This window comes from Stappia sp. TSB10GB4 (assembly GCF_900185745.1).
GTDB lineage: Bacteria > Pseudomonadota > Alphaproteobacteria > Rhizobiales > Stappiaceae > Stappia.
On sequence record NZ_FYAV01000076.1, the window covers coordinates 15,772 to 40,747 of the forward strand.

At 69.0% G+C, this 24,976-nt stretch carries 14 protein-coding genes, 1 tRNA gene and 2 pseudogenes; 7 read left to right on the top strand and 10 right to left on the bottom strand.

From position 1 onward, the window contains the following. Positions 1–126 precede the first annotated feature (126 nt). Together TSB10GB4_RS21750 and TSB10GB4_RS21755 are read right to left on the bottom strand one after the other, a co-directional pair. A tRNA-Cys gene (locus TSB10GB4_RS21750) sits at positions 127–200 on the bottom strand. A gap of 143 nt (positions 201–343) precedes the next feature. Beyond that, positions 344–553: a hypothetical protein gene (locus tag TSB10GB4_RS21755; protein ID WP_186397450.1), complete on the bottom strand. Its 210-nt coding sequence runs from the start codon at positions 551–553 to the stop codon at positions 344–346. Between the two features lie 131 nt (positions 554–684). Between TSB10GB4_RS21755 and TSB10GB4_RS21760 the strand changes: the two genes are divergently transcribed. Beyond that, positions 685–1,296 (top strand): Lrp/AsnC family transcriptional regulator, encoded by a 612-nt coding sequence (locus TSB10GB4_RS21760; protein WP_186397451.1) that lies wholly within the window; start codon positions 685–687, stop codon positions 1,294–1,296. A gap of 110 nt (positions 1,297–1,406) precedes the next feature. Here TSB10GB4_RS21760 and TSB10GB4_RS21765 read toward each other — a convergent pair. Together TSB10GB4_RS21765 and TSB10GB4_RS24080 are read right to left on the bottom strand one after the other, a co-directional pair. Further along, positions 1,407–1,895, bottom strand: a pseudogene (locus TSB10GB4_RS21765) (methyl-accepting chemotaxis protein); the annotation flags it as partial. Positions 1,896–2,333: 438 nt separating this feature from the next. Next, a pseudogene (locus TSB10GB4_RS24080) lies at positions 2,334–3,077 on the bottom strand (HAMP domain-containing protein); the annotation flags it as partial. Positions 3,078–3,419: 342 nt separating this feature from the next. On the opposite strand from TSB10GB4_RS24080, the gene TSB10GB4_RS21775 reads away from it, so the two are divergent. Beyond that, on the top strand, positions 3,420–3,800 hold the full coding sequence (locus tag TSB10GB4_RS21775; RefSeq protein WP_186389820.1) for a glyoxalase superfamily protein: 381 nt from the start codon (positions 3,420–3,422) through the stop codon (positions 3,798–3,800). Positions 3,801–3,864: 64 nt separating this feature from the next. Here the strand turns inward: TSB10GB4_RS21775 and TSB10GB4_RS21780 are convergent, their stop codons facing one another. From TSB10GB4_RS21780 to TSB10GB4_RS21790, 3 genes are all read right to left on the bottom strand, one after another. Next, positions 3,865–5,664 carry an NAD(P)/FAD-dependent oxidoreductase gene (locus TSB10GB4_RS21780; protein WP_186397453.1) on the bottom strand — a complete coding sequence of 600 codons (1,800 nt, stop codon included), beginning with the start codon at positions 5,662–5,664 and terminating at the stop codon, positions 3,865–3,867. 203 nt (positions 5,665–5,867) lie between these two features. Next, positions 5,868–7,805 (bottom strand): sigma-54-dependent Fis family transcriptional regulator, encoded by a 1,938-nt coding sequence (locus TSB10GB4_RS21785; protein WP_186397454.1) that lies wholly within the window; start codon positions 7,803–7,805, stop codon positions 5,868–5,870. Between the two features lie 170 nt (positions 7,806–7,975). Next, positions 7,976–9,430, bottom strand: a complete 1,455-nt coding sequence (locus TSB10GB4_RS21790; protein ID WP_186397455.1) for an NAD-dependent succinate-semialdehyde dehydrogenase — start codon at positions 9,428–9,430, stop codon at positions 7,976–7,978. Between the two features lie 399 nt (positions 9,431–9,829). Between TSB10GB4_RS21790 and TSB10GB4_RS21795 the strand changes: the two genes are divergently transcribed. Further along, positions 9,830–10,849: an Ldh family oxidoreductase gene (locus TSB10GB4_RS21795; protein ID WP_186397466.1), complete on the top strand. Its 1,020-nt coding sequence runs from the start codon at positions 9,830–9,832 to the stop codon at positions 10,847–10,849. A 474-nt stretch (positions 10,850–11,323) separates the two neighbouring features. Here the strand turns inward: TSB10GB4_RS21795 and TSB10GB4_RS21800 are convergent, their stop codons facing one another. Then, complete coding sequence (locus TSB10GB4_RS21800; RefSeq protein ID WP_186397456.1) at positions 11,324–15,373, bottom strand: translocation/assembly module TamB domain-containing protein; 4,050 nt, start codon at positions 15,371–15,373, stop codon at positions 11,324–11,326. Positions 15,374–15,622: 249 nt separating this feature from the next. After that, positions 15,623–17,590: an autotransporter assembly complex family protein gene (locus tag TSB10GB4_RS21805; protein ID WP_208984922.1), complete on the bottom strand. Its 1,968-nt coding sequence runs from the start codon at positions 17,588–17,590 to the stop codon at positions 15,623–15,625. Between the two features lie 448 nt (positions 17,591–18,038). Here TSB10GB4_RS21805 and TSB10GB4_RS21810 point away from each other — a divergent pair, with 448 nt between their 5' ends. The 4 genes from TSB10GB4_RS21810 to TSB10GB4_RS21825 all read left to right on the top strand — a co-directional run bounded on the left by TSB10GB4_RS21810 (position 18,039) and on the right by TSB10GB4_RS21825 (position 23,522). Next, positions 18,039–19,172, top strand: coding sequence for a polysaccharide biosynthesis/export family protein (locus TSB10GB4_RS21810; protein ID WP_186389815.1), 1,134 nt, complete (start codon positions 18,039–18,041; stop codon positions 19,170–19,172). Between the two features lie 87 nt (positions 19,173–19,259). Beyond that, complete coding sequence (locus tag TSB10GB4_RS21815) at positions 19,260–20,612, top strand: capsule biosynthesis protein (RefSeq protein WP_186397457.1); 1,353 nt, start codon at positions 19,260–19,262, stop codon at positions 20,610–20,612. Further along, positions 20,596–21,894: a capsule biosynthesis protein gene (locus TSB10GB4_RS21820; RefSeq protein ID WP_186397458.1), complete on the top strand. Its 1,299-nt coding sequence runs from the start codon at positions 20,596–20,598 to the stop codon at positions 21,892–21,894. The genes TSB10GB4_RS21815 and TSB10GB4_RS21820 overlap by 17 nt, the downstream gene beginning before the upstream one ends. Continuing rightward, positions 21,891–23,522 (top strand): hypothetical protein, encoded by a 1,632-nt coding sequence (locus TSB10GB4_RS21825; RefSeq protein WP_186397459.1) that lies wholly within the window; start codon positions 21,891–21,893, stop codon positions 23,520–23,522. The genes TSB10GB4_RS21820 and TSB10GB4_RS21825 overlap by 4 nt, the downstream gene beginning before the upstream one ends. Before the next feature lie 48 nt (positions 23,523–23,570). Here the strand turns inward: TSB10GB4_RS21825 and TSB10GB4_RS21830 are convergent, their stop codons facing one another. Continuing rightward, positions 23,571–24,911, bottom strand: coding sequence for an aminotransferase class I/II-fold pyridoxal phosphate-dependent enzyme (locus tag TSB10GB4_RS21830; protein ID WP_186397468.1), 1,341 nt, complete (start codon positions 24,909–24,911; stop codon positions 23,571–23,573). Between the last annotated feature and the right edge of the window lie 65 nt (positions 24,912–24,976).

A 24,976-nucleotide genomic window follows, 5' to 3' on the forward strand; every position in this document is an offset into this window, starting at 1 on the left:
AAAAACGAAAATGCAGCCGCGAGAAGAGATCGCGCCGGCAGAGCGGGCTTTACGCGCGGGACAAGCACGCGCCATCGCCAGCCGCAGGGGGGGCGGCAGCTATATCGGGGACGGACGGGAGGGTGCTGGAGGCCTCGCCCGGAATCGAACCGGGGTGCACGGATTTGCAATCCGCTGCGTCACCACTCCGCCACGAGGCCAGCGGGCAGACTTATCAATCACATGCGAGGCAAGGTCAAGCGGTGTTCGACGTTTCCCCTGTGCCCTTGCCGAAAATCGTCGGACTGCCCGCGACAAGGCCGCGACGGCGGTGTTTTCTCCACAGGGGGAGGGCTAGCAGCGCTCACTCCGCAAGGCAGCGATTGCGGGGCGCGCGTTCAGCGATCCCCTCGTCGCGGACGGGGATTTCGGCAAGGGTTGCCGGCGAGGCTGCCAGTCCCTGTCGCTGCATCTCGCCGCCGATCAGCCGCAGAGCCTGCTCAAGGTCCTCGTCGAACAGGCAGCGGTTGATTTCCGTCGACAGGGTGATCATCCGGTTGGTTCTGCTCGTCATGGTCGCTTCCGGTTTTCGGGGGCCATTGGCTGGCCCGGAACAGATCTGCATGTCTAGCCGGTTGAAACGAAAGATTGCAGAAGTCGATTTGACAATTTTCTTGCGAATTGCAAAGTGGGAGCAATTGCCGGTTGCGGTTTGAGGAGGGCGTTGTGTCGGGAGGGGCTCAAACACGCAGGTCCGATGCGGATCTTTCGACACTTGATCGCAAGCTGGTCGCTTTGCTTTGCGAGGATGCCCGGCGATCGCATACCGAACTCGCGGCGCGCCTCGCTGTTTCGCGCACGACTGTCAAGAACCGCATCGAGCGGCTGCTGGATCTCGGCGTGATCGAGCGGTTCACCGTGAAGCTTGCCGGCAGCGGCGGCGAGAAGCTGCGGGGAGATGCCGCATTCTTCCACATGAAACTGCGCCGCCCGTTCTGCAAGAGCGTTCATGACGCGGTGCGTGGCTGGCCCGAACTGGTCGGCGCCTGGTCCATAGCCGGTACCACCGACATGACGCTGCTCGTCCAGAGCGAAGGGCTGGAGCGTATCGAAGACTTGCGGGAGCAACTGGTCCGTCATCCGGAGGTGGAACTTGTCTGGACCGCCATGGTCCTGCGGCAATGGTCCTTGAAATCTTCCAGAAACCGCGACTACGAACCCGGCGACGGGCCAGACCGGCTCGATCTCAGGTTGCAGGAAATGGCCGGCGAGACAGGGGCAGAGCAGGTCGCGAGCCGCACGCGGCCGAGGCGGTAATCCTGTCGCCGGGGCTGGTCGACCGGCCTTTCCGGGGCGTTCTGGCGCCGGACAGCGTCCTGACATCTGTCTGCGAGGCGCACGCGCCCATGGGGCGCGCGCGGTGCGGCCTATGCCGCCTGGACCTTGCCGATGAAGGCCTGGATGGCCGCGTCGAGCGCCGCCGAGGTCTGCCCGATCTCCGAACTGGCGGCGAGAACCGCCTCGGAGGCGCTGGCCACCGTCAGCGAGGACTGATCGACGGCCCGCAGGTTGTCGGCGACGGTGCCCGCCCCGTTCGCTGCCGAGGCAACGGCATGGCTGATCTCGCCGGTCGCGGCCTGCTGCTCCTCGATGGCGGCGGCAACGCTCGACGCGATCGTATCGACATCGGCAATCGCGGCATTGATCTGCTCGACGGCGGAGACCGCCTCCTGGGTGCCATCCCGGATGCTGTCGCTCTGCAGGGCGATCTCCTCGGTCGCCTTCGCCGTCTGGCCGGCCAGCGCCTTGACCTCCTGGGCCACTACGGCAAAGCCACGGCCAGCCTCGCCCGCGCGCGCGGCCTCGATGGTGGCGTTGAGCGCGAGCAGATTGGTCTGTTCCGCGATCTAGCGGATCAGTTCGGCGACGGCGCTGATCTTCATGCTGCGCTCGGCCAGCGCCTTGACGGCCTGGTCCGTGGCGAGCGTCTGCTCGACCGCGACCCGCGCGGCCTGCGCGGATCTGGCCACCTGCTCGCTGATCCCGCGTGCCGAAATCGACAGTTCCTCGGTCGCCGAGGCAACGCCCTGCACGGAGTGCGAGGTCTCGTTGGCCGCCGCGGCGGTGGCGGCGATCTGCGTTTTCGTCCCGGATGCCGACTGCGCCATCTGGCCGGCCGTCTCGTCCAGGCCGGCGGTTGCCTGTTTCAGCGTTGCGGTAAGGTTCGCTCCGGTCGCGCGGAACTCGGCGACATGGCGGCCGACGGCCTCGGCCCGTGCAAGATCGCGGCGCTGCGCCTGCTCGCGCTCCCTGGCGAGATCCTGGCTTTGGATGGCGGCGACCCGCAACGTGTCGATGGCCTCCGCCATCTGGCCCAGCTCATCCCGCCGTCCCCGCCCGGGGACGAGCGTGTCATAACGCTCCTCGGCAAGGTTTCTGACCGCTTCGGTGAGGGCGCGCAACGGCCTCGTGACGTGCGACAGCACCATCCAGCCCGCGCCGAGGACGATGGCCATGGCGGCGGCCAGCACCAGCCATGACACCCATTGAATGAGCTCCAGCCGCAGGCTGCTCTCCGCCGCCGTTTCGGTCGCCCCTTCGATCTGCACATCGACCAGCTTGCCGATGGCCTCGGTCAGGGGATCGATGATCTGGTAGAGCTTGTCCTTGACGAAGGTGTCGAGGCCGGCGCTGTTCCTGGCGCCCAGGATGCCTTCCAACTCGACGATCGCGGCATCGACGCCGGCAATCAGACGGCGCACCTCATCGACATGCGGGCGCTCCGCCTCGTCAATCGTCCCCGAAAGATAGGCTCGAAGATGACGCTCGATTGCCGTCTTGGCTTCGGCAAGCGACTGCAGGCCTTCGTCCCAGCTCCAGTTGCCGTTGCGAACCTTGTGCGAGGCATCGACAACGTTGACGGCGTACATGTCGGAAACGATCTTGAGGTCACGCAACGGTATGACCCGCTCGTCGTTGATCTCACGCAAGGATTTTTCCGCGGTATCCGATCCCCAGAAGCCGGTCGCTACCACTGCCAGAATACAGGCGAAGAGGGTGACAAGGGTTACTAAAAGTCGCGTGCGTATCGTTAACATTGCAACCTCACGTTACAAAATCTATTGTATTCATGTCTATAAAATGGTTAACGGGTGATTGAAAATCCGCTAGGGTATTTCGGAAAAGGCTGGTTTCAGAGTTGTTTAGCAATATCAAAAATATTTAACCGCATAAGCCGAACTCTTGGAAAGCAGGCGAGCCGGGCCGCGCTGGTGGAGTGGACGCCAATTTATGTGCAGCGATGACGCCCTCTCGCTGGTCAACCCGGCCGTTCCGGGGCATTCTGGCGCCGGGCACCGTCCTGACATCTCCCTGCGAGGCGCTACCGGCCGGGGCACCGTCCCCGAAAGGCGCAGCGTTTCGCCAGCCAAGGCAGTCGCATGACCATGCCCCTTCCCGGCGGGATCCGGTTCGGCCGGATCGCCGCAACCTTGCCCGTGAGCGATATGTCGCGGGCGCTCGACTTCTATGTCGGCGTTCTGGGCTTCACCAAGACCTTCGAGAACGGCGATCCCGTCGGCTTCGTCATTCTCAAGCAGGGCGAGGCAGAGCTTCACCTGACCCTGCAGCCCGGCCACCGCGCCGCGCCGTTCAACGTCGCCCATCTGATGGTCGGCGATGTCGACGCGCTGCATGAGGTCTGCCGCCGGCAGGGCCTGCGCATCGTCAAGGGCCTGCGCGACAAGGAGTTCGGCCTTCGCGCCTTCGTCTTCGAGGACCCGGACGGAAACCGCATCGACGTCGGCCAGCCGCTCGGCTGAGCGGATTTGACCAAGCAAAACCGGGCGGATCGCTCCGCCCGGTCCTGTGTCGGCTGGCGCTGGCTCAGCCCTTGTGGTGCACCTGTTGCAACCCGTAGATCGGCGTCGGGATGCCTTCCATCCGCGCCTTCAACTGCAGCGACAGGAACTGCGAGTAGTGGCGCGACTGGTGCAGGTTGCCGCCGTGGAACCACAGCGCTTCCTGCTGCGTCGGCTTCCACATGTTGCGCTGCTCGCCCTCCCAGGGACCGGGGTCCTTGGGCGTGTCGGAGCCGAGACCCCAGACCTTGCCGACCTTGTCGGCGGTCTCCTGGTCGATCAGGTCGGCGACCCAGCCGTTCATCGAGCCGTAGCCGGTGGCATAGACGATGACGTCGGCGGGGATCTCGACGCCGGTGTCGAGCTTCACGGAAGTCTCGGTGATCTCCTCCACCTGGCCGGCGGCGAGCTTGATCTTGCCGTCGATGATCAGTTGCGAAGCGCCGATGTCGATGTAGTAACCCGAGCCGCGCCGCAGATACTTCATGAAGAGCCCCGAGCCGTCCGGGCCGAAGTCGAGCTGGAAGCCGGCCTTTTCCAGCGCCGCATAGAAGTCGGCGTCGATCTCGCGGATCTTGTCGTAGATCGGCTTCTGGAACGTGTGCAGGATCCGGTAGGGGAGCGAGGCGAAGATGAGGTCCGCCTTCGCCGTCGTCATGCCGTTCGCCACCGCCTGCTCGGAATAAAGCGCGCCGAGGCCGTGCTCCATCAGCGGATCGGAGCGCACGATATGGGTGGTCGAGCGCTGCACCATGGTCACGTCGACGCCGGCCTCGTAGAGCGCGGCGCAGATGTCATGGGCCGAGTTGTTCGAGCCGATGACGACGACCTTCTTGCCCTTGTAGCCGTCGGGGCCGGGGTGTTTCGACGAGTGGTGCTGCTCGCCGGCAAAGCGCTCCGCGCCCTTGAACTGCGGGATGTTGGCCTTGCCCGACATGCCGGTGGCGAAGACGAGCTGCTTCGGCCGCAGCACCACTTCCTCGCCGTCGCGGTCGACGGTGACGACCCATTCCTTGTTGGTCTCGTCCCATTTCGCCGAGCGGGCGGTGGAGCGGGTCCAGTAGTTCAGCTCCATCACCTTGGTGTACATTTCCAGCCAGTCGCCGATCTTGTCCTTCGGCGCGAAAACCGGCCAGTTCTTCGGGAAATCGATATAGGGCAGGTGGTCGTACCAGACCGGATCGTGCAGGCAGAGCGACTTGTAGCGCTTGCGCCAGGAATCGCCCGGCCGGTCGTTGCGCTCGACGATGATCGTCGGCACGCCGAGCTGCCGCAGCCTTGCGCCGAGGGCGATGCCGCCCTGGCCGCCGCCGATGATCACCACATAGGGTTGCTTCGTATAGCCGAGCGTCGCGGCCTCTTCCTCGCGCTCCTCCTTCCAGGTCTTGGCGCCGGGATTGACCCCGTGCTTGGCGCCGAGCGGACGGGAGAAGCCGGCCTTTTCCTCGTGCCCCTTCAGCTCGACCATGGTGGTCAGCAGCGTCCAGATCAGCCCGTCCTTGAGGCGGATCAGGCCATAGCCGCGCGCCTCATCGGTCTCGAAGCTGATCCAGGCCTGGGTGACGCCGTCGGCCTCGCTGGCCTCCTCGCCCTCGGCCACCTGCCAGGCGGTCGGCCTGGTGGCGGCAAGCTGTGCCTCCAGCATGTCGCGGACCTCGCCGCGACCCTCTATGGTCTTGATATTCCAAGTGAATGTGACGAGGTCGCGCCAGTAGCACTCCTCGGCGAACATGGTGACGGCCTCGTCGATCCGGCCCGCCTCCAGCGCCCCGCCGAACCGGTCGAGAAAGGCCTGCACGCGGGCCGTCGGTGTCTTGTCGAGCATATCGTCTCCTCCCGTTGCTCTAGTGTCCGGGGACGGGGATAAGCCCGCCCGGTGAGGGGGAGATGGCAAGCCGCGTGCCAGTTGATACTGCGCCGGGAGCGCTTTTTTATCAAAGGGTTATATCGGTTGTTGCGCGGCCTGTCGCAGCGTTGCGCAACAGGCCTGCAACACCTGTCGCAGATGCTGCGACAGGCGGGCACGGTTCACATTGCGCGCACTCCGCCGCGTTTCAGCCAGCGATGCACGGTGGAGCGGTTGACGCCGAGCCGGCGCGCCAGCGCCGAGACATTGCCGCCGCAGGCGGCGAGCTCCTGCAGGAGATCGCCTTCTCCTGCCGCATCCGTGCCGCCAAGCGGTGTTGCTGGCGGTATCGGGGCGAGGGTAGGGCGAAACCCCGGCCGTGCGCCCGGCCGGCCGATCTGCTCGGGCAGGGCGTCGGGATCGATCACCTCCCCCTCCGACAGAGCGGCGGCGACCTTCAGCGCATTGTGCAATTCGCGCAGGTTGCCAGGCCAGGGATGGGCGCGCAGCGCCATGCGGGCGCCGGGGGAGAGGCGTGGACTGCGGCCGGTCTCGGCGGCGATCCGCGCCAGGAGCCGGTCGGCGAGTGCGTCGAAATCCAGCCGCTCGCGCAGCGGCGGCAGGGTGAAGGTGGCGGCGTTGAGCCGGTAATAGAGGTCCTCGCGGAAGCGCCCTTCGGCGACCAGCCGGCCGAGATCGCGGTGCGAGGCGGAGATCAGCTTCAGCCGAACGGGCCGGGTCTTCAGCGCGCCGACCGGCTGCACCTCGCCCTCCGACAGCACGCGCAAGAGGCGGCTTTGCAGGGAGAGCGGCATGTCGCCGATCTCGTCGAGGAACAGCGTGCCGCCGGCCGCCGCCTCGATCAGGCCGGTCTTGCCGCGCGGCGCAGCGCCTGTGAAGGCGCCCGGCGCATAGCCGAACAGCTCGGATTCGATCAGATGCTCGGGGATCGCGGCGCAGTTGACGGCGACGAAGGGGCCGGGCCGCTCGCGGCTGTCGTGGATGGCGCGGGCGAGAACCTCCTTGCCCGTGCCGGTCTCGCCATGGATCAGGATCGGAATGTCGAGCCCGGCAAGCCGCGACACCCGCGCCAGCATCGCCTCCATGCGCGGGTCGCCGAAACTCAAGGTGGACAGCGCGCCCGGCAGGCGGGGGCGGGCGGTCGCCGGCCCGCGCGGCACCACCACCGGGGCGATGGAACTGGCGAAGAACGCCGAGCCGTCGCGCGCCCGCAGCACCCGTTCCCGGTCGGCGCCGCCGCGCATGTAGCGGGGCAGGTCGTCGATCTCGATCTCGAAGAACCGGTCGATCCGCTCGCCGACGAGGTCGCGCGCGGTGAAGGCGGTCAGGTTCATCGCCCGCGCCAGCGCGTTGAAGCCGCCATGGGTGATGCCGGTGACGCGCCCCGTGCCGTCGAGCGACAGCGCGGCGTCCGGGTCGACATCGAGGAAGTCCGGCAGCCGCGACAGCCGCAGCACCCAGTCGTTGCGGGTGCGCGAGATCAGGTTGGCGAGCTCGATCCGCCGGGCGGTGGCGGCGACCAGATGCAGCGCCAGTTGCTGGCTGGCCTTGGCGGTGGGCGAGCGCAATTGCGAGATGTCGAGCACCGCGGTGAGGTCGCCGAGCGTGTCGTAGATCGGCGCGGCGGTACAGGTCAGGCCGATATGGCTGGTGTCGAAATGGTCGTCCTGGTGGATCACCACCGGCTTGCCGGAGACGATGCAGGCGCCCACCGCGCAGGTGCCGGCGCGGTTTTCCGACCATTCGGAGCCGAGATAGAGCCCGGCCTTGCGCAACTGGTTGTCGAAGGTCGGATCGCCCATGAACTCGACGGTGACGCCGCGCGCATCCGACAGCAGCAGCACGTATTTCTGCTCGGCGACCTGGTTGAACAGCGTCTCCAGGCCGCTGCGGCCGATGCGGATAAGCTCCTCCGCCTGCTCGCGGTGCTCGCGCAAGATCGTCTCGGGGACGATATAGGCTTCCTGCGCCTGGGCCGGGTCGAGCCGGTAGTCGTTGACGCAGCGCAGCCACGACTGGACGACGGGCATATCCCGCCCGCTCGCCCCGCCCATGGCGACGCGCTCGATCTCCCTGATGTGCGACAGGGTCGACACCATGGTTATTTCCTCCCGCTTTGATGCTCGCATGGGCGGGCGCCGCTCACAAGGCGGGAACGGGGGCTTGGTGCCAAAGGAGGAGTGCGTGGGCGCGCAACTCGTTGACCTGAAAAGCAAAAGGGCCACCCATGGGGCGGCCCTTCGCGTGTCCGGTGCGGGAGGCGGGGGCGTTACAGCCCCAGCCCGCCGACGCAGGCATATTTGATGTTGAGGTAGTCCTCGACGCCGTATTTCGAGCCCTCGTTGCCGACGCCGGAGTCCTTGACCCCGCCGAAGGGCGCGACCTCGGTGGTGATCAGCCCCTCGTTGACGCCGACGAGGCCGTATTCCAGCGCCTCCATGACGCGGAAGGCGCGCCCCAGATCCTGGGTGTAGAAGTAGCAGGCAAGGCCGTATTCGGTGTCGTTGGCCCGCGCCACCGCCTCGTCCTCGGTCTCGAAGCGGAAGAGGGGGGCGAGCGGGCCGAAGGTCTCCTCGCGCGCCACCTTCATCTCCGATGTGGCACCGACGACCAGCGTCGGCTCGAAGAAGCGGCCGCCATTGCCGTGGCGCGTGCCGCCGGCAAGCACCTTGCCGCCCTTGGCGAGCGCGTCGGCAATGTGCTCCTCGACCTTTTCCACCGCCTTGCCGTCGATCAGCGGTCCCTGCGTCACGCCCGCTTCCAGGCCGTTGCCGACCTTGAGTGCGGCTATGGCGGCCCCGAGCTTTTCGGCGAAGGCGTCATAGACGCCGGCCTGCACATAGATGCGGTTGGCGCAGACGCAGGTCTGGCCGGAATTGCGGAACTTGGAGACCATCGCCCCTTCGACCGCCGCATCGAGATCGGCGTCGTCGAAGACGATGAAGGGCGCGTTGCCGCCGAGCTCCATCGAGATCTTCTTCATATGGGCGGAGGCATGGGAGGCGAGCTTCTTGCCTACTTCCGTGGAGCCGGTGAAGGTGATCTTGCGCAGATGCGGGTTCTCGCACATCTCCGCCGCGATCTCGGCGGCCGAGCCGGTGAGGACGTTGACCACGCCGCGCGGGAAGCCGACTTCCTCGGCGAGCGCGGCAAGGGCGAGCGCGGAGAACGGCGTCTGGCTCGCCGGCTTGATCACCATGGTGCAGCCGGCGGCAAGCGCCGCGCCGAGCTTGCGCGAGATCATCGAGTGGGGGAAGTTCCAGGGCGTGATCGCGCCGGTGACGCCGACCGGCTCCTTGGTCACCAGGATGCGCTTGCCGCGCCAGGGCGAGGGGATGATGTCCCCGTCGATGCGCTTGGCCTGCTCGGCGAAGAAGCGGACATATTTGACGCCGAGGGCGATTTCGCCCTTCGCCTCGGCCAGCGGCTTGCCCATCTCGGTGGTGAGGATTTCCGCCAGCGCGTCGTGATTGGCAAGGATCGCGTCGCACAGCTTGTGCATCAGCGTGGCACGCTCTTCCGCCGTCGTCGCCTTCCAGTCCTGGAAGGCGAGATAGGCGGCCTCGATGGCCCGCGCCGTCTCGGCCCGGCCGCAGCGCGGCACGGTGCCGATGATCTCGCCGGTCGCCGGATTGTCGACCTCGATCACCGATCCGGTGTCGGCATGGGTCCACAATCCGCCGATATGGCAGGACTGCCTGAAAAGCCTGTGGTCGCTGATCATGCTTGGCTCCCGTTGTTGTTGGCGGGCCCGTGCGGGCCGGCCCTTGTGCTGTCGCGGCCGCATGCGCGGGGAGGCGGCCGGTATCTCGTGCGAGGGCCCTGGGGCGAGGCCTTGCGCAGGTCCTGCAAGGCGGTGCACCGGCGAGGGACGGGATCTGGAATGCCCGGCCGCGCGCCACCCGTCGACCGGGATTCTTGAGCAATCATAGGCATCCGGCCGGCAAGCAGCAACGCAAAGCCGGGAGATACCCCCAGCCGGCGGGTTGCGTTTTCCGGCGTGCCGGGGCCGCGACACGCGCGGCTTTCTCCTTTTCGCGCGGGACGAAGCGGTCTAAACGGCGGGAAGACCCGGCGCGCTGCCGCCGCCGGCCCCCACAGACGAAAGCTCGCCATGACTTCCATGATCTCCCTGACGCTGGACGAGGCCGGCGCGCTGGCCCGCGCCGCCCTGATCGCCGCCGACACCTCGCCGGAAAACGCCGAAGCCGTCGCCCGCGCCCTGGTTGCCGCCGAGGCCGACGGCCAGGCCGGCCATGGCCTGTCGCGCGTGCCCTCCTATGCGGCGCAGTCGCGGACCGGCAAGGTCGACGGCCATGCGGTGCCGGAGTTCTCGCGCCCCGCGCCGGCCCTGCTGCGGGTCGATGCCGGCCTCGGCTTCGCCTATCCGGCCTTCGATCTGGTCATCGACGCGCTGCCCGGCATCGTCGCGGAGACCGGCATCGGCCTTGCCGCCATCCGCCGCTCGCACCACTTCGGCCAGGCCGGCGCCCATTGCGAGAAGCTGGCCGAAAAGGGTCTCGTCGCCTTCGTCTTCGGCAATGCGCCCAAGGCGATCGCCCCCTGGGGCGGCAGCAAGCCGCTGTTCGGCACCAACCCGATCGCCTTCGCCGCGCCGCTGTCCGAGGGGCGGGCGCCGCTGGTGATCGATCTGGCGGTGTCGCGGGTGGCGCGCGGACGCATCCTGTCGGCGCAAAAGGCCGGCAAGCCGATCCCGGAAGGCTGGGCGCTCGACGTCGATGGCAACCCGACGACCGATGCCGATGCCGGCATGGCCGGCACGATGATCCCCATCGGCGAGGCCAAGGGCGCGGCGCTGGCGCTGATGGTCGAGGTGATGGCCGCCGCGCTGGTCGGCGCCAGCCTTGCCTTCGAGGCCTCCAGCTTATTCACGGGCGAGGGGGCGGCGCCCGACCTCGGCCAGACGGTCATTGCCATCGATCCGGGCCTGAGTTCCGACGGGGCCTATGGCGAGCGGATGGCGACGCTGGTCGCGGCGATCGAGGCGCAGGACGGGGTGCGCCTGCCGGGCTCTCGCCGGCTCGAGGCGCGCGCCCGCGCCGCCCGCGAGGGGGTGGCGATCCCGGCGCCAATCCACGCGGAAATCATCGCGCTCGCCGGGGACAACTGGCGCGAGGCGTGAGGCGCGCGTCGGTCCGGGTAGAGGGCGCCCCGGCCGGCGTGGCTCTCCGGTTCCGTTGGGGTGGATCGCGCTTCGCTTGCCCGGAATGACGCTTGGGGAGGTTGGAGCAAAAAACACCTGCCGAGGTTGCCAATGGTTCCCGGCTCTCCGGCTTCGCCTACGGCCGGGACGACATCCTGAGTGAGAGGCGCCGCCTCGCATCCCCTCGGCCGTCACACCGGGCAAGCGAAGCGCGACCCGGTGCCCATTGGCTGCCAGAGCGGTTGCGAGGCGCGCAGTCCTCTCGCGCATCCTTCCGGACGGTGCGCGAGCGCCGAGCCGGGATCGGGGAGCCGAGGGCGCAGGTGGCGCGCTCCCGAAAGACACCACGACCGCCGTGGCTCTCCGGTTCCGGAGCGCGGCTTCGCTCGCCCGCAATGCCGAAGAGAGAGGGCGGGGCGAAGGGGCCGGCAGGCAGCGGCGGCAGGCAGCCCGCTACTTGCCGAATTCGCGCTCGAAGAAGATGCCGGCCTTGGACTCGCCGTCGGCGCCGACCTCGCCGCGCAGCTTCAGCGACTTGGTGACGTCGATGTCGACGGTGACGCGGCTGGAGCCGGCCTCCGTGCCCTGTTTGACGCCGAGATAGATGTTGTCGCTGAGATATTTGCCGACCGCCAGCGAGGGGCCGGAGGTGCCGTCGGTCTCCAGGTCGATGGCATCGACCCCGAGCGACTGGCGCAGCGCCCCGAGCGGGCCTTCGGTGCTGCCGCCGGTGAGCGCCAGCACCGAGGCGCCGAGCTGGGCGATCTGCGTCGGCGAGAGCTGGCTCATCGACCGGTCGAACAGGAACTGCGCCAGAACCTCGTCCTGCGGCAGTTGCGGCGAGGAGGTGAAGGCGATCTGCGGCTGCGCCGCCTCGCCGGTCACTGTGATGGTGACCGCTGCGCTGCTCGTCTGCGAGGTGGCGGCGAAGTTGAGCCGCGGCATCAGGGAGCCGGTGAAGCCGACATCGCCGCGGTTGAACTGGACGCGCCGGGTCAGCACCTGCAGCAGCCCGCGCCGCATCGAGAAGGAGCCGATGGCCTGAGGATCGGCGGTGGTGCCGACAACGCGCAGGGAGCCGCCCATCTCCGCGTCGAGGCCGCGTCCGCGCACGAAGATCCGCCCCGGCGCCGAGACGGTGACGTCGAGGCCGATCGGCCGCCCGCCGCCGCCTGTGCCGCCGCCGTCGCGCGCCAGCGCCGCCTCCTGCTGCCGCACCGCCTCGGGCGCGTTGACATGGGTGACCGACACCGGATCGATGGCGCCGGGCAGGGTGCTGGGAATGGTGATATCCGCACGGGCGATGGAGACGTTGCCCTCCAGCCGCGCGCCGCGCGCCGGGTCGGCGAGCGGGCCGGTCAGGCGCAGGTCGGCGCCGAGCACCGCCTGGACGATGCGCCCGTCCGTGTAGCTCCCCTCACGCACCTGCACGCGCAGGTCCGCCGGCATGCCGGCATCCAAGCCGATGCGCCCGCTCGCCGAAAGGTTGCCCCCGGCGGCGATGGCTGCGGTAAGATCGTTGATCGCAACACCTGACGTGTCGACGGCGATGCTGCCGGCGAAGTTCTGCAAGGTGAGGCCGGAGGCGAGCTGGATCAGCGACAGGTCGCGCGGCTGCAGGGTGAGACTGTAGCGCGGGTCGGCGAAGGTGCCGGTGACCCGGCCGGAGACGGCGAGCCCGCCCTGGCCGGAAAAGCCGGACAGGATCAGCCGTTGGCGCGCCGCGCTGACCGGCACGTTGCCGCTCACCGCGATGTCGAGGGCACCAGGCGCCGCAACGGCGACGGTGCCGGCGGCGGTGAGCGCCAGACCGTCGGCGCCGGTGATGTCGGTGGTCTGGGTGATCCGGCCGGCCTGGAACCGGCCGGTGGAGCGCAGGCCGACGGCGGCAAGGCCGTTGTCGCGCAAGGGCGCGGCGGAGAGGTCGGCGACCGTCAGCGACCAGTCGGCCTGCGGATCGGCGGCAGGGCCGCGCAACGTGACCGTGCCCGAGGCGCTGCCGGTGGGCGAAACGCCGGGGGCAAGGGGACCAAGCGCCGTCAGCGGCAGGGCATTTATCCTCGCGTCGATGGCGAGCCGCTCGCCGGCGGTGCCGCTGATGTCGATGCGGCCGCCGCCGACCAGCAGCCCGAGACCCTCGATGCTGGTGATGCCGTCGGCAAGGGTGATGCGCGAGGGCTGCGCCAGCCGGGCGGCGAGACCGCGATAGCGCCCGTCGAGCGCGGAAAGCTGCAAGGCCAACCCGCTGTCCGACGGCTCCAGCGCGGCGGTCAGCGCGACGCCATCGGCATTGCTTCCCTGCGCCAGGCGGGCATCCAGCCGGAGGTCGGTGCGCGTTCCCTGCGAGGCCGCGGTCGCGGTCACCGTCTCGATCAACGTGTCGCCGGCGAGGATGCCACTGAGCCTTGCCTCGCCCGACAGGGTCGGCGCCGCTAGATCGCCGCGCGCCGTGCCGGACGCGGACAGCCGGGAAATGCGGGTGCCGGCGACGGACAGATCCTCGCCCGCAAGGGTGAGGTCCGCCCGCTGCGCCGCGCCCGTTCCCGTCAGCGCCAATGTGCCCGACAGGGCGCCGTCCAGCTCGGTCAGCGCCAGGGCGGAAAGTTCGGAGAGATTCGGCGCGGCGATGTCGAGCGCGCCGGTGAGCGTGCCGAGCGCGTCCGCAAGCTCGCCGATCTCGAAGGCGCCGGTGATCCGGTTGTCGCCGGCCGCGAGCGAGAAGGTCGGGATCGTGACGCCCGCCTCCTTCGGCCTTGCGTCGACCAGCGCGTTCAGCCGATGGCCGTCGACCGTGCCATGGGCGATGACGCGGGCCGACAGCGCCTCCGGCGCGGTCGTTGCATCGATATCGATCTCCAGATCGGTGACCGGCTTGCCGGCAAGCTGCAGCGCCTCGGCCTTGAGCGTCGCGGCGATGTCCGGGCCGGCGAGGGCGCCGGTCGCGGTGCCCTCGATCTGCGCGCCGCCCGTCAACTCGGGAACGAAGCGGGCAAGATCGGCCAGCGTCACGGTGTAGCTGGCGTCGATGGTCTCGGCCGTCACCGTGCCGTCCATCCGCGCCTCGATGCCGGTGAGCGTCAGCTTCAGATCGGAGATTTCGGCGCCCGGAGCGGAAGGGTCGACGGTGGCACGCGCGTCGAGCGCCAGCGGCCCGGCGAGCATCTCCGCCCCCTCGATCAGCGGCGCGACATGGCGGGCGGTCAGCCTTGCGGCGATGTCGGGACGGAGGTTCCTTGCCGTGGTATCGAGCTTTTCGCCCTCGAGCCGCAGGGCGAGGCCGTCGAGACGGGCCTCCGCCGTCTGCGCCTGCGCGGTGTCGAGGGCGAGCGTCCAGTCCAGCGCCTCGCGTGGGCCGCGCGCCGTCAGCCTCAACTCGCTCTCGCCGATGGCGATCAGCCGGCCGGGCAGTTCCACGCCGATCATCGATCCCTCGCCGGCGGACAGGCGCAGTTCGGCGCCGGCATCGATCCGCCCGTCCTCGGGCAGGTCAGCGCGGAAGTCGGCGGACAGCGTGCCGGTCGACAGGGTGCCGGTCGCCTGCCGCAGCGCGAAATCGCGGGCAAGGACCACGTCGGCATCGAGCACCGTGCGGCCCATGACGAGGGCGGCGGCCACCGGCGGGGCGAGGGCGGCGACGTCGCCCTCCAGCCGCGCCGTCAGGCGGCGGGTGTCGCCGGCCTCGGCGAGACGGGCGGTGCCGGCGATCTCGGTGCGCCCGTCGAGCGCCAGCGCAAGCTGCGCCTGCCAGTTGTCGAGCGGCCCCTCGCCCTTCAGCGTCACGTCCAGCGCCGGCAGCCCCTCGATCCGCAGCAGCCGGGCGGCAAGCCCGCCGCGCGGCTCCTCCACCCTCACGTCGAAGAACAGTTCCTCCGCCTGCGGCAGGAAGCGGACCGTCGCGGCGATGTCGCCCGGCGTGCCGTCGATGCGGCTGACGGAGAGTTCGGCAGTGGCCGCGCGCGGCGCATCGGAGAGGCTCGCCTGGGCCTGCGCGGTGAGGCGCACCGGCGCGCCGACGACGGCCTCGCCGATGGCGATCTCCTCGACCTGCGCCCGGCCGAGGCGGAAGGGCAGCAGCGGCAGCGCGCCGCTGTCGGCGCTGTCCGTCTCGCTCTCGACCGGCAGCCGGTCGAGCGAAACGCGCGCAACGTCAAGCGTCTCGACATCGACCCTGCCGGACAGCAGCGCCAGCGGATGCCAGGCGAGCCGGGCCTGCTCGACCGCGAGATAGGGGCCTTGCGCATCCCAAACCTCGACCCGCTCGAGCGAGGCGTCGAGACCCCAGCCGACCCTGAGACCGGCGAGGCGGACACCGCCGTCGGCGTCGCTGGCAAGGCCGTTGACGAGAGCGACGACCGCGTCCCGGCCGGCCTGCGTCTGCAGCGCACCGAGGAGGCCAAGGGCGAGCAGCGGCACCAGCACCACGACGGCAAGCACCAGCCGCAGCAACAGCCGGGCGGTGGCGCGCAGGACGGAGCGGCGGCGGCGGGGCGACGGCGCGGTCACCTCAGGCGCCCCCGCGACGGGGAAAACGAGTCTTCATCGAAAGACTTATGCCGCGCTGTTGAAGCGAAATCATGGCGCATCGCAGCGGCGACCTGATTCGGTCTCTCAAGTCGTTGAATCGGAATCGGAAGCTCATCGTTCCGATCCATATCACTGAAATGATTCACGGAATCGAATTTCGAGACGGATTTTGCAAAATTTCGAGAAATTTTGCGTTTTTGCCGCCCAACCCGTCTCAATTTCTCAAAATCAGAACGCCTGGCTGAGGCCGACATAGACGGCGAAACTCGGGTCGTCCTTCTCCGGGTTGAGCGGCACGGCGACGTCCAGCCGCAGCGGCCCGACCGGGGTGAAGTAGCGGATGCCGGCGCCGACGCCGACCTTCAACCCTTGCGAAAAATCCGGATAGATCGAGCTGAAGCTGTTGCCCGCATCGACGAAGCCGACAAGGCCGATCGTGTCGGTGACTTTCATCCGGATTTCTGCCGAGGCCTCCACATAGGAGCGGCCGCCGGTGACCTCGCCGCCGAGCCGCGGCCCGACATTGCGATAGGCATAGCCGCGGATCGAGCCGCCGCCGCCGGAGAAGAAGCGGCGGGCCGCCGGCACCGACCGCACGGACGGGGCGACGATGCTGCCGGCGCCGACGCGCCCGGCGAGCACGAAGCGTTTGGCATCGTCCAGCGCCTGATAGGCGGCGACTTGTCCCCGGGTGAACAGCATGAAGGTCTTGCCGCGCGCGTCATAGGCCGGTTCGGCGAAGATGACGGCGTTGAGGCCCTTTGTCGGGTTCAGCCTGTCGTCGCGGGTGTCGTAGGCGAGTTCGCCGATGACGCCGCCGAGCAGGTAGGTGCGCTTGCCGAACACGTCGGTCTCGTCGGCGAACTGCACTTCGGCGCCGACCCGCGCCGACAGATGCTCGCTGAACTCGCGGCGGACGAAGGCATCCAGCGTGACGTGGCGGCTGCGATAGGCGTCCGGAATTTCCTGCTTGGCGCTGAGGCTGGTCGTGAAGGTGGTCAGCGGCCCGAAGGCGCCGGGCTTCTCGAAGGCGATGCGGGCGGCATATTCCAGGTCCGACAGGCTGTTGTCGCCCAGACGCCCGATCGAGCCCTCGAGGCTGAGCAATTCGCCGCGGCCGAACAGGTTGCGCCGGCGCCAGTAGGACTCGACGCCGAAGCCTTCCGAACTCGACCAGTTGGCGCCGACGCCGATGACGTTGCGCTTGCGCTCCGACACTTCGATGGTCATCGGCAGCCGGCCGTCCGGGCCGACCTGCTCGCCCGGCACGATGCGCACGGAGGAAAAGATGCCGAGATCGGAGAGCCGCTTGGTCGCCCGGTCGATCGCCTGCGGCGAATAGGCCTCGCCCTCCGGCAGCATCGCCTGGGTGACGACGAAATCGGGATCCGTCACCTCGGTGCCGGAGACGGAGACGGCGCCGAACCGGGCCGCCTCGCCGGGCGCGGCGACGAGGCGCACGTCGAGCCGGTTGGTGGCGTGGTCGGCGACGATTTCGCGCCGCTCGATCCGCGCGAAGGGATGGCCGGTCGCCTTCAGGTCGGCGACGATCCGCTGCTCGGCGCGCAGCACCTTGTCCGAGTTGGCGGTGTCGCCCGGCACCAGCCCGTAGCTCTGCGGCGAGCCGACCTGTCCGGCCGGGCCTTCGCTCTCGACGGAGAGCTTGCCGAAGGTGAAGAGCGGCCCCGCCGACACCCGGATCGCCACCGGGACGGGGCGCGGGCCGGGCAGGGAGGGCATGCGCAGCGCCGCCTCCAGCGTCAGTCCGGCAATGCGGATATCGACCGTGCCGGCATAGTAGCCCTCGACATAGAGCCGGCCGACGAGGCGCTCGAAATCGGAATTGGCGCGGGCGATCAGCCCGGCCTCGCCGGAGGGCGGGCGCTCGGCGTCGTCGACGAGGAGCGAGGCGGACTCCAGCTTCTCCTTGAGATCGGCGTCGCCGCCGGTCAGCGTCAGGGCGACCGTGTAGGGGAAGGGATCGACGACGGCGGTTTCCGATTCGCCGCGCGAAGAGCCGAAGGGCCACCACCCGAACAGGTCGAGCGCCTGCGCCGGGGCGGGCGGCAGGCTGAACAGGGTGCCGGCCAGCAGGGCAGCACAAAGCGCGCGCCGGCGAGCCTGCCGCCGCGCGTCTCCCGCATCCCCCGCCATCGACGCCGGCGGGGACGCTGCCCGGATCTCGTTGATACGCACGAGATATCCTGTTCCGGTTGAACCCGAGAGGTCCGTCATCGCCCCTATGGTAAACCAAGGTTAGACCCGAATGGTTGACCGGATCTGAACCGGCCGGCCCTTCGCGGTCCAGGTCCGCCACCATATGGCATGTTTCATCCGCTTTGACGACTCCCGCGCCCTCGCCACGGACGCGGCCGGCGGTGTCGGCAAGGGGCGCCGCGCGCCGCGCCGGCGGGCCGCGATACTTTGCGAGCCGCTTTTACCGCTTCGCACAAATGCCTGAAAATCGGGGCAATTTTGTCAGATTCACTTTTTGTTTGATTAACCAATCGGGTAAACAATGTTGCCGTTCGACAACAGGTGCCGGACATGCGGATGCGTGCGCCCATCCGCCTTGGACACCCGCCCGCGAGGGTGCTAACAGAAGCGGGCGTGACACGTCCGCATTGTCACTACCGAGGCCTTGATGCGTTTCCTGATCCCTGTTTTCCTTGCGTTTTCGCTTGCGGGCTGTGCAGGCCTGCCAGGGCAGGGACCAGCCGCGATCACCATCACCTCGGAGGAGATCGAGGGCGACGCGCTCAGTTCCAACTACGTTCTTCTGACACTCGACCGGCAGACGGTCGCCGCCGTGCACGACTATCGCCCGGCACCGTTCTCGCGCCATTTCGCCTCCGTGCCGGGCGCCGGCCGCTCGACCCGCGTCGGCATCGGCGACCGCCTGGTCGTGACGATCTGGGAAGCGGCGCCGGAAGGCCTGTTCTCCACCGCCGACGGCAAGAACGTGTCCGTGCCGGTGGTGGTCGACGAGACCGGCCATATCTTCATTCCCTATGCCGGCCGCATCCAGGCCAACGGCCTGACGGTCGAGGGCCTGCGCTCCTCCATCCAGGAGCGGCTGAAGGGCAAGGCGATCGAGCCGCAGGTGCTGGTGCTGGTGGAAGGCAACGAGAGCAGCGGCGTCGTCGTCGTCGGCGATGTGATGAAGCCCGGCCAGTACACCATGTCGGTGCGCGGCATGCGCCTGCTGGAAGCGGTGGCGCGGGCCGGCGGCTCGCGCGAGGCGACCTATGAGACGGTGGTGACGGTCAAGCGCGGCTCGCGCTCCGGCGAGGCCCGCCTCGTCGACCTGATCGAATATCCGGAAAACAACATCTGGCTGACGCCGGGCGACAACGTGCTGGTGACGCACAAGCCGCGCACCTTCTCCGCCTTCGGCGCCGTCCAGAGCACCCAGCTCGTGCCGTTCAAGACCGAGTCGGTGACGCTGGCCGAGGGCCTGGCCCAGGTCGGCGGCCTCAAGGACTTCTTCGCCGATGCCGGCGGCATCTTCCTGTTCCGCTACGAGGACCGGGAGCTGATCCGCAAGATCCGCGGCGAAGAAGTGGCGAAAAGGTTCTCCAAGAGCCGCGTTCCGGTGGTCTACAAGCTGAACCTGCGCGCGGCCGAGGCGTTTTTCCTGGCCCGTTCGCTGGAGATGCGCGACAAGGACATCATCTACGTCGCCAACCATCCGACGGCGGAGTTCGGCAAGTTCCTGCAGATCATCGGCCCGCTGCTGACCAGTGCCAGATCGATCGACGCGCTGGCCAGCAATTGACATCGGACCTCGCCCCGGCGAGGGGACGTCCGCCGGTGACGCAGACGCTGGCCCGCCGCCGTGCCCGCGTCGCACTGGACGCCTGACATGCCGCAAGAGACGCCAACGCGCACGGTTCTGTTCCTGCAGGGTCCGCCCTCGGATTTCCCGCGCGTCGTCGCCGATGCGCTGGAGGCGTGCGGCCACCGCAGCTTGCGCATCAATCTCAGCCTCTCCGACTGGCTGCTGTGGCACGATGCCCGCTGCACCAGCTATCGCGGCAGCCTGACGGACTGGCCGGCCTTCCTGGAGGCCTATGTCCGCAAGCACGGCGTCACCGACATCGTCTTCTACCAGGACCGCTTTCCCTACCATTCGGCGGCGATCGAGCTTGCCGGCCGGCTCGGCCTGCGCACCGTCGCCTATGAGAACGGCTATCTGCGGCCCGACTGGATCACCGCCGAACTCGACGGCATGTCGGCGCGCTCGCTGTTTCCCGACGACGTGGCGGCGATCCGCGAGGCGGCAACGGTGCTCGCCCCGATCGACCTGACGGTGCGCTATCGCCATCCGTTCTGGCTGGAGGCGATGCACGAGGTGGTGTTCCACCTCGTCAATTCCATCGTCTTCCTGTTCTGGCCGCGCTTCACCCAGGACAAGTTCTATCACCCGATCTTCGAATATCTGGCGATGGTCCCGCGGCTGGTTTTCGTCCGCAGACGCGACCGCAACGCCAACATCCTGATCGCCGACCTGATCGAGTCGCGCTGCCCGTATTTCGTCTTCCCGCTGCAACTCCAGAGCGATTACCAGCTCCGCTACAACTCGCAATACGGCCATCTCGCCGAGGCGCTGGACGAGGTGCTGGCCTCGTTTTCCGCGAATGCACATCTGGCGGCGCATCTGGTGGTCAAGATCCATCCGATGGACCAGGGCATCGAGCCGTGGGGGCGGATCGTGCGCCAGCTCGCGCGCAAGCACAAGGTCAAGCACCGGGTGCATCTGGTCGATGGCGGCCATCTGGTGACGCTGCTGGAACATGCCTCCGGCGCGCTGATGGTCAACTCCACGACGGGCCTGCACGCGGTGCGGCTCGGCTGCCCGGTGAAGATCCTCGGCGTTGCCGTCTACGACCTGCCGGGCCTGACCTGCCAACTGCCGCTCGACCGGTTCTGGCGCACGCCGCAGGCGCCCGATGCGGGCGTCTATGACGCGGTGCAGCGGCTGATGGGCCACGCGATCCAGATCCAGGGCAATTTCTACACGCCCGAGGGCAAGCAGGCCGCCGCCACCGAGCTGGCGCGGCGGCTGACGCAGAACAGTATCAACGAGCCCGCCGCCTGCGTGCGGCCGGCGCCGCGCACGCAAAAGGCGCGGCGGCTCGGCATTCCGATGACTTTTGCCGAGGAGATGCGCGCGCGCGGGCGCGTCGGGCGGTGGTGGCGTGCCTGGCGCGGCTGAGGCGCGCGGGGCGCGCGTGCGGCATTTCCTGTTCCTCCAGGGGCCGCTGTCGCCGCTCTACCGCAGGATCGGCGCCAGGCTGAGCGAGGCCGGTCACCGGGTGACCCGCGTCAACTTCTGCGCCGGCGACTGGCTGCATTGGCACGGGCGGGAGTGCCGGTTCTGGCGCGGGCGGCTCGCCGACTGGCCGGCCGAGGCGGCGCGGCTGATGGCGGAGGGCGCGATCACCGATCTCGTCCTGCATGGCGACACGCGGCCCTATCACCGCCCGGCGGTGCTGGCGGCGCAGGCGCGGGGGATCGCGGTGCATGTCAGCGAACTCGGCCTGCTGCGGCCGGGCTACATGACGCTGGCGCGCGGCGGGCTCGGCGTGCTGAGCCGGCTGCCGGACGACCCAGCGGCGATCCGCCGGGCGGCGGCGCGGCTGGGCGAACCGGACCTGTCGCCGCGCTATCCCGGCTCCTTCGCGCTCGAAGCCTGGCAGGACGTTGCCTATCACCTGCCGAATGTCGCGGGCTTTCCGCTGCACCCGTTCTATCGCCGGCACACGCCGAGCCATCCGTTTGCCGATTACCTTGCCTGGGCGCTCCGGCTTGCCGGCGGGCGGCGGCGCAGGAACGAGGCGGCGCGCGTCGAGGCGGCGCTTCTGGGGAGCGACGGACCGCTGTTCCTGCTGCCGCTGCAGGTGGAGGGCGATTACCAGATCCTGGCGCAGTCGCAATTCGGCACGATGCGCGCGGCGCTGGCCCATGCGATCGCCGCCTTTCGCGACGGCGCGCCGAAAGAGGCGCGGCTGGTGGTGAAGGCGCATCCGCTCGACAATGGCGCGGTGGACTGGCGGGCCGAGATCGCGCGCCATGCGGGCGCGGATGGGGGCCGGATTGCCTTCCTCGACGGCGGGTCGCTGGCAGCACTCTTCCCGCGCCTTGCCGGGCTGGTGACGGTGAATTCGACCGCTGGGCTCGACGCGCTCAGGGCCGGTGTGCCGGTCGCGACGCTGACGCCGGCGCTCTACGACATGGCGGGGCTGACCCATCGCGGGCCGCTCGCCGAGTTCTGGCAGGCGCCGAGGGTGCCCGATCCGGCGCTGCTCGCCGATTTTCTGAAAGTGGTGGTGGCAAGCTCGCAACTGCGCGGCTCGATCCACAATCGCGCGGGGCTGGACGAGGCGGTCGAAACGATGAGCGCGCGGCTGCTGGACGAGAGGGTGCCCGATCCCGATTGGCATGTGGAGCCGCCGCCGCGCCTTGCCCGCGCGAGGGCGATGGGGGTGCCGCTGTGAGCGCGTCGCCGACATGCCGGCGCTGGCTGCTGGCGGACAGGGAACTCGGGTCGCAGGCCCGCGCGCTTGCCGCGATCCTGGGCGCGCCGGTGGCGACGGCGACCCGGCCGCCCCAAAAGGGCGAGGGGCTGGTCTGCCGTGCCGGCAGCGCCGAGTTGCAAGGGCGCGCGCGGCAGGCGGCGGAGACCGGCGTTCCGCTAATGCTCGCCGGGCTGCTGCGGCTCGACGCGCCGCCGGCCCCGCTGGCAAGCGAGACGCTGGTGGTGGCGCTCCTGCCGGTCGATCCGGCGATGGTCCTGAGAGATGGCGAGGCGGCAGCGAGCGCTGCGGCGGTCGCGGCGCTGGAAGCGGGCACTGGTGAAGCGGGCACTGGCGAGGACACGGCCGGTTGGGGCGCGGCGCTGTGCCGGAGTTTCGGGCTTGCGGAGGACCGGGCGGGGGAGCTGCTGTCGTCGGCGCATGTCCATCCCTCGCCCTATGAGGCGGGGACGGCTCTGCCGGCGGTGCTGGCGCTGCAGGGCGTGGCGGCAGCGGCGCGGCGGGCGGAGGTTTCGCAAAAGCCGCTGTTCTGCTTCGGCGCCAAGTCCTGGAACCACGCGACGATCCGGGCAGCGCTGGCAGGTCCCGGCGGGGATTTCGCCTTCTGTGCGAGCGCGGACGAAGCGATGGCCCGTGCTGTACGCGAGGGCGGGCGGGCGCTCGGCTGGGCGGCGGGGGTCAGCCCGGATATCGAGGCGGCGGCGGCGCGCGCGGGCGTCGAGCTGTGGCGGATCGAGGATGGCTTCCTGCGCTCGGTCGGGCTCGGCGCGGGCCTTGCGCGCGGCGCCTCGGTCGGCTTCGACAACGAGGGCATCTATTTCGACGCACTGCGGCCGAGCCGCATGGAGCGGTTGCTGGGCGAACGGGTGCTGTCGCCGGCCGAGCGCGCCCGCGCGGACGGGCTGATCGCCCGCATCCGCAAGGCGCGGGTCACCAAGTACAATGTCGGCGGCACGGGCGCGCTGCCGAGCGTGCCGAGGGATCGCACCGTGATCCTGGTGCCGGGGCAGGTGGCCGACGATGCCGGCGTGCGCCGCTCGCTGTCGGCGACCATCGACTGCGCGGCTTGCGACAACGTCAATCTGGAGCTGCTGCGGCAGGTGCGCGCCCGCAGCCCGCAAGCGCATATCCTGTTCAAGCCGCATCCGGATGTGGCGGCACGCCTGCGCGCCGGTCGGCTGGAGCCGCATGAGACCGAAGGGCTGGCCGATCAGGTGGTCGAGGGCTGCGATATTCTCGACCTTGTCGATCTCGCCGACCGGGTCGAGACCTTTTCGTCGCTGAGCGGCTTCGAGGCGCTGCTGCGCGGCAAACCCGTCACCGTCTACGGCATGCCGTTCTATGCCGGATGGGGGCTGACGGACGACCTGACGGACTGCGCAAGGCGCGGGCGGCGGCTGGATCTGGCAACGCTCGCCCATGTCGCCTTCATCGACTATCCGCTGACCGTCGATCCGGTGAGCCTTGAACCCTGCGGGCCGGAATTCCTGATCCTGCGGCTGGAGAGCCAGCGGGCGAGCACCCGCCACCGGATCGCGACGCGGATCCGCCAGGAACTGTCCTGGCTGGGGCGCAAGCTCGGGCTGTGAGGCGAGGTCGCGAGCGGGGCGGTCGGCTCGTCTGTCTAACTTGTCTGTCTAACTTGTCTGGCGGACGCTTCGGACCAGCGACGAGAAGCCGACATTCTCCTCCCGCATCTTCGTCAGTTCCTCGGCCGTGGCATCGACCGCGCGGTCGATCTGATCACTGCTGTGCTCGCTGGTGATGAAGAAGCGGATGCGGGCGGATTTTTCGGCGACCGCCGGGAAGACGATGGGCAGCGCGTTGATGCCGCGTGCCAGCAAGCGGTTGGACAGTGTTGCCGCGCCGATGGAATCGCCGACGATGACCGGAATGACGCTGAGCCCGGCGCTGGGGCCGGTGTCGAGGCCGGCGGCGCGGGCCCGCGCCAGGAAGCGCTGGCCGTTGGCGGCAAGCCGCTGCACCCGCTCGGGCTCGCGCTCCATCAGGTCGGCGGAGGCGATGGCCGCCCCGGCCAGCGCCGGCGACAGGCCGACGGAGAAGACGAAGCCCGGCGCGGTGGCGCGCAGATAGTCGCACAAGGCCTTGGAGCCGGCGATATAGCCGCCGCAGGCCGAGAAGGTCTTCGACAGCGTGCCCATCCACATCTCGACGCTGCGCGGATCGACGGAATACTGCTCGGCAAGGCCGCGCCCAGTGGCGCCGAGGACGCCGACCGAATGGGCCTCGTCGACCAGCAGCCAGCAGTCGAAATTCTGCTTCAGCCGGATCAGGCGGGCAAGGTCGGGATAGTCCCCGTCCATGCTGTAGATGCCCTCGACGACGATCAGCACATGGTCGAACTTGTGCCGGTTCTGCGACAGCAGTTGCTCCAGCGCGTCGAGATCGCCATGCGGGAAGTTCATCCGCGCCGCACCCGACAGGCGCGCGCCCTCGGTGACCGAATTGTGCACCAGGGAATCGGTGAGGATGAGGTCGTCGCCCTTCATCAGGTGACCGATGACGGTGACGTTGGTGGCGTGGCCGCTGACCATCACCACCGCGTCCTCGACGCCGTGGAGGCGGGCGAGCCGGTCCTCCAGCTCCCGGTGGATCGGCCGTTCGCCGGCAACGACGCGGCTGGCCGAGGCGCTGGTGCCATAGGTGGCGATGGCGCGGGTGGCGGCCTCGTTGACCGCCGGATGGCCGTTCAGCCCGAGATAGTTGTAGGAGGCGAAATTGTCGAAGGTCCTGCCGTCGATCACCGTGGTGGCGCCGGCAACGCCCGCATGGGCGCGGAAGAACGGATTGTCGAGGCCGATGAGATCGGCCGCAGCCCGGTGCATGCGCAACTGGCGAAGCTGCGGCAGCTCGGAAAAGTCGAAGGCGGCGGGGCCGGGCGGCGGCGGCACCGGGGCGGCCGGGCGCGCGGGCTGGCGCTGGCGCGCCGCCTTGTGGCCGGCGCGCAGGCTCGCCATCAGCTCGCGCCGCTCGTCGGACTTGCTGCCGTGCTGGTCCACGTTTCCCTCTCCTCAAGAACCGG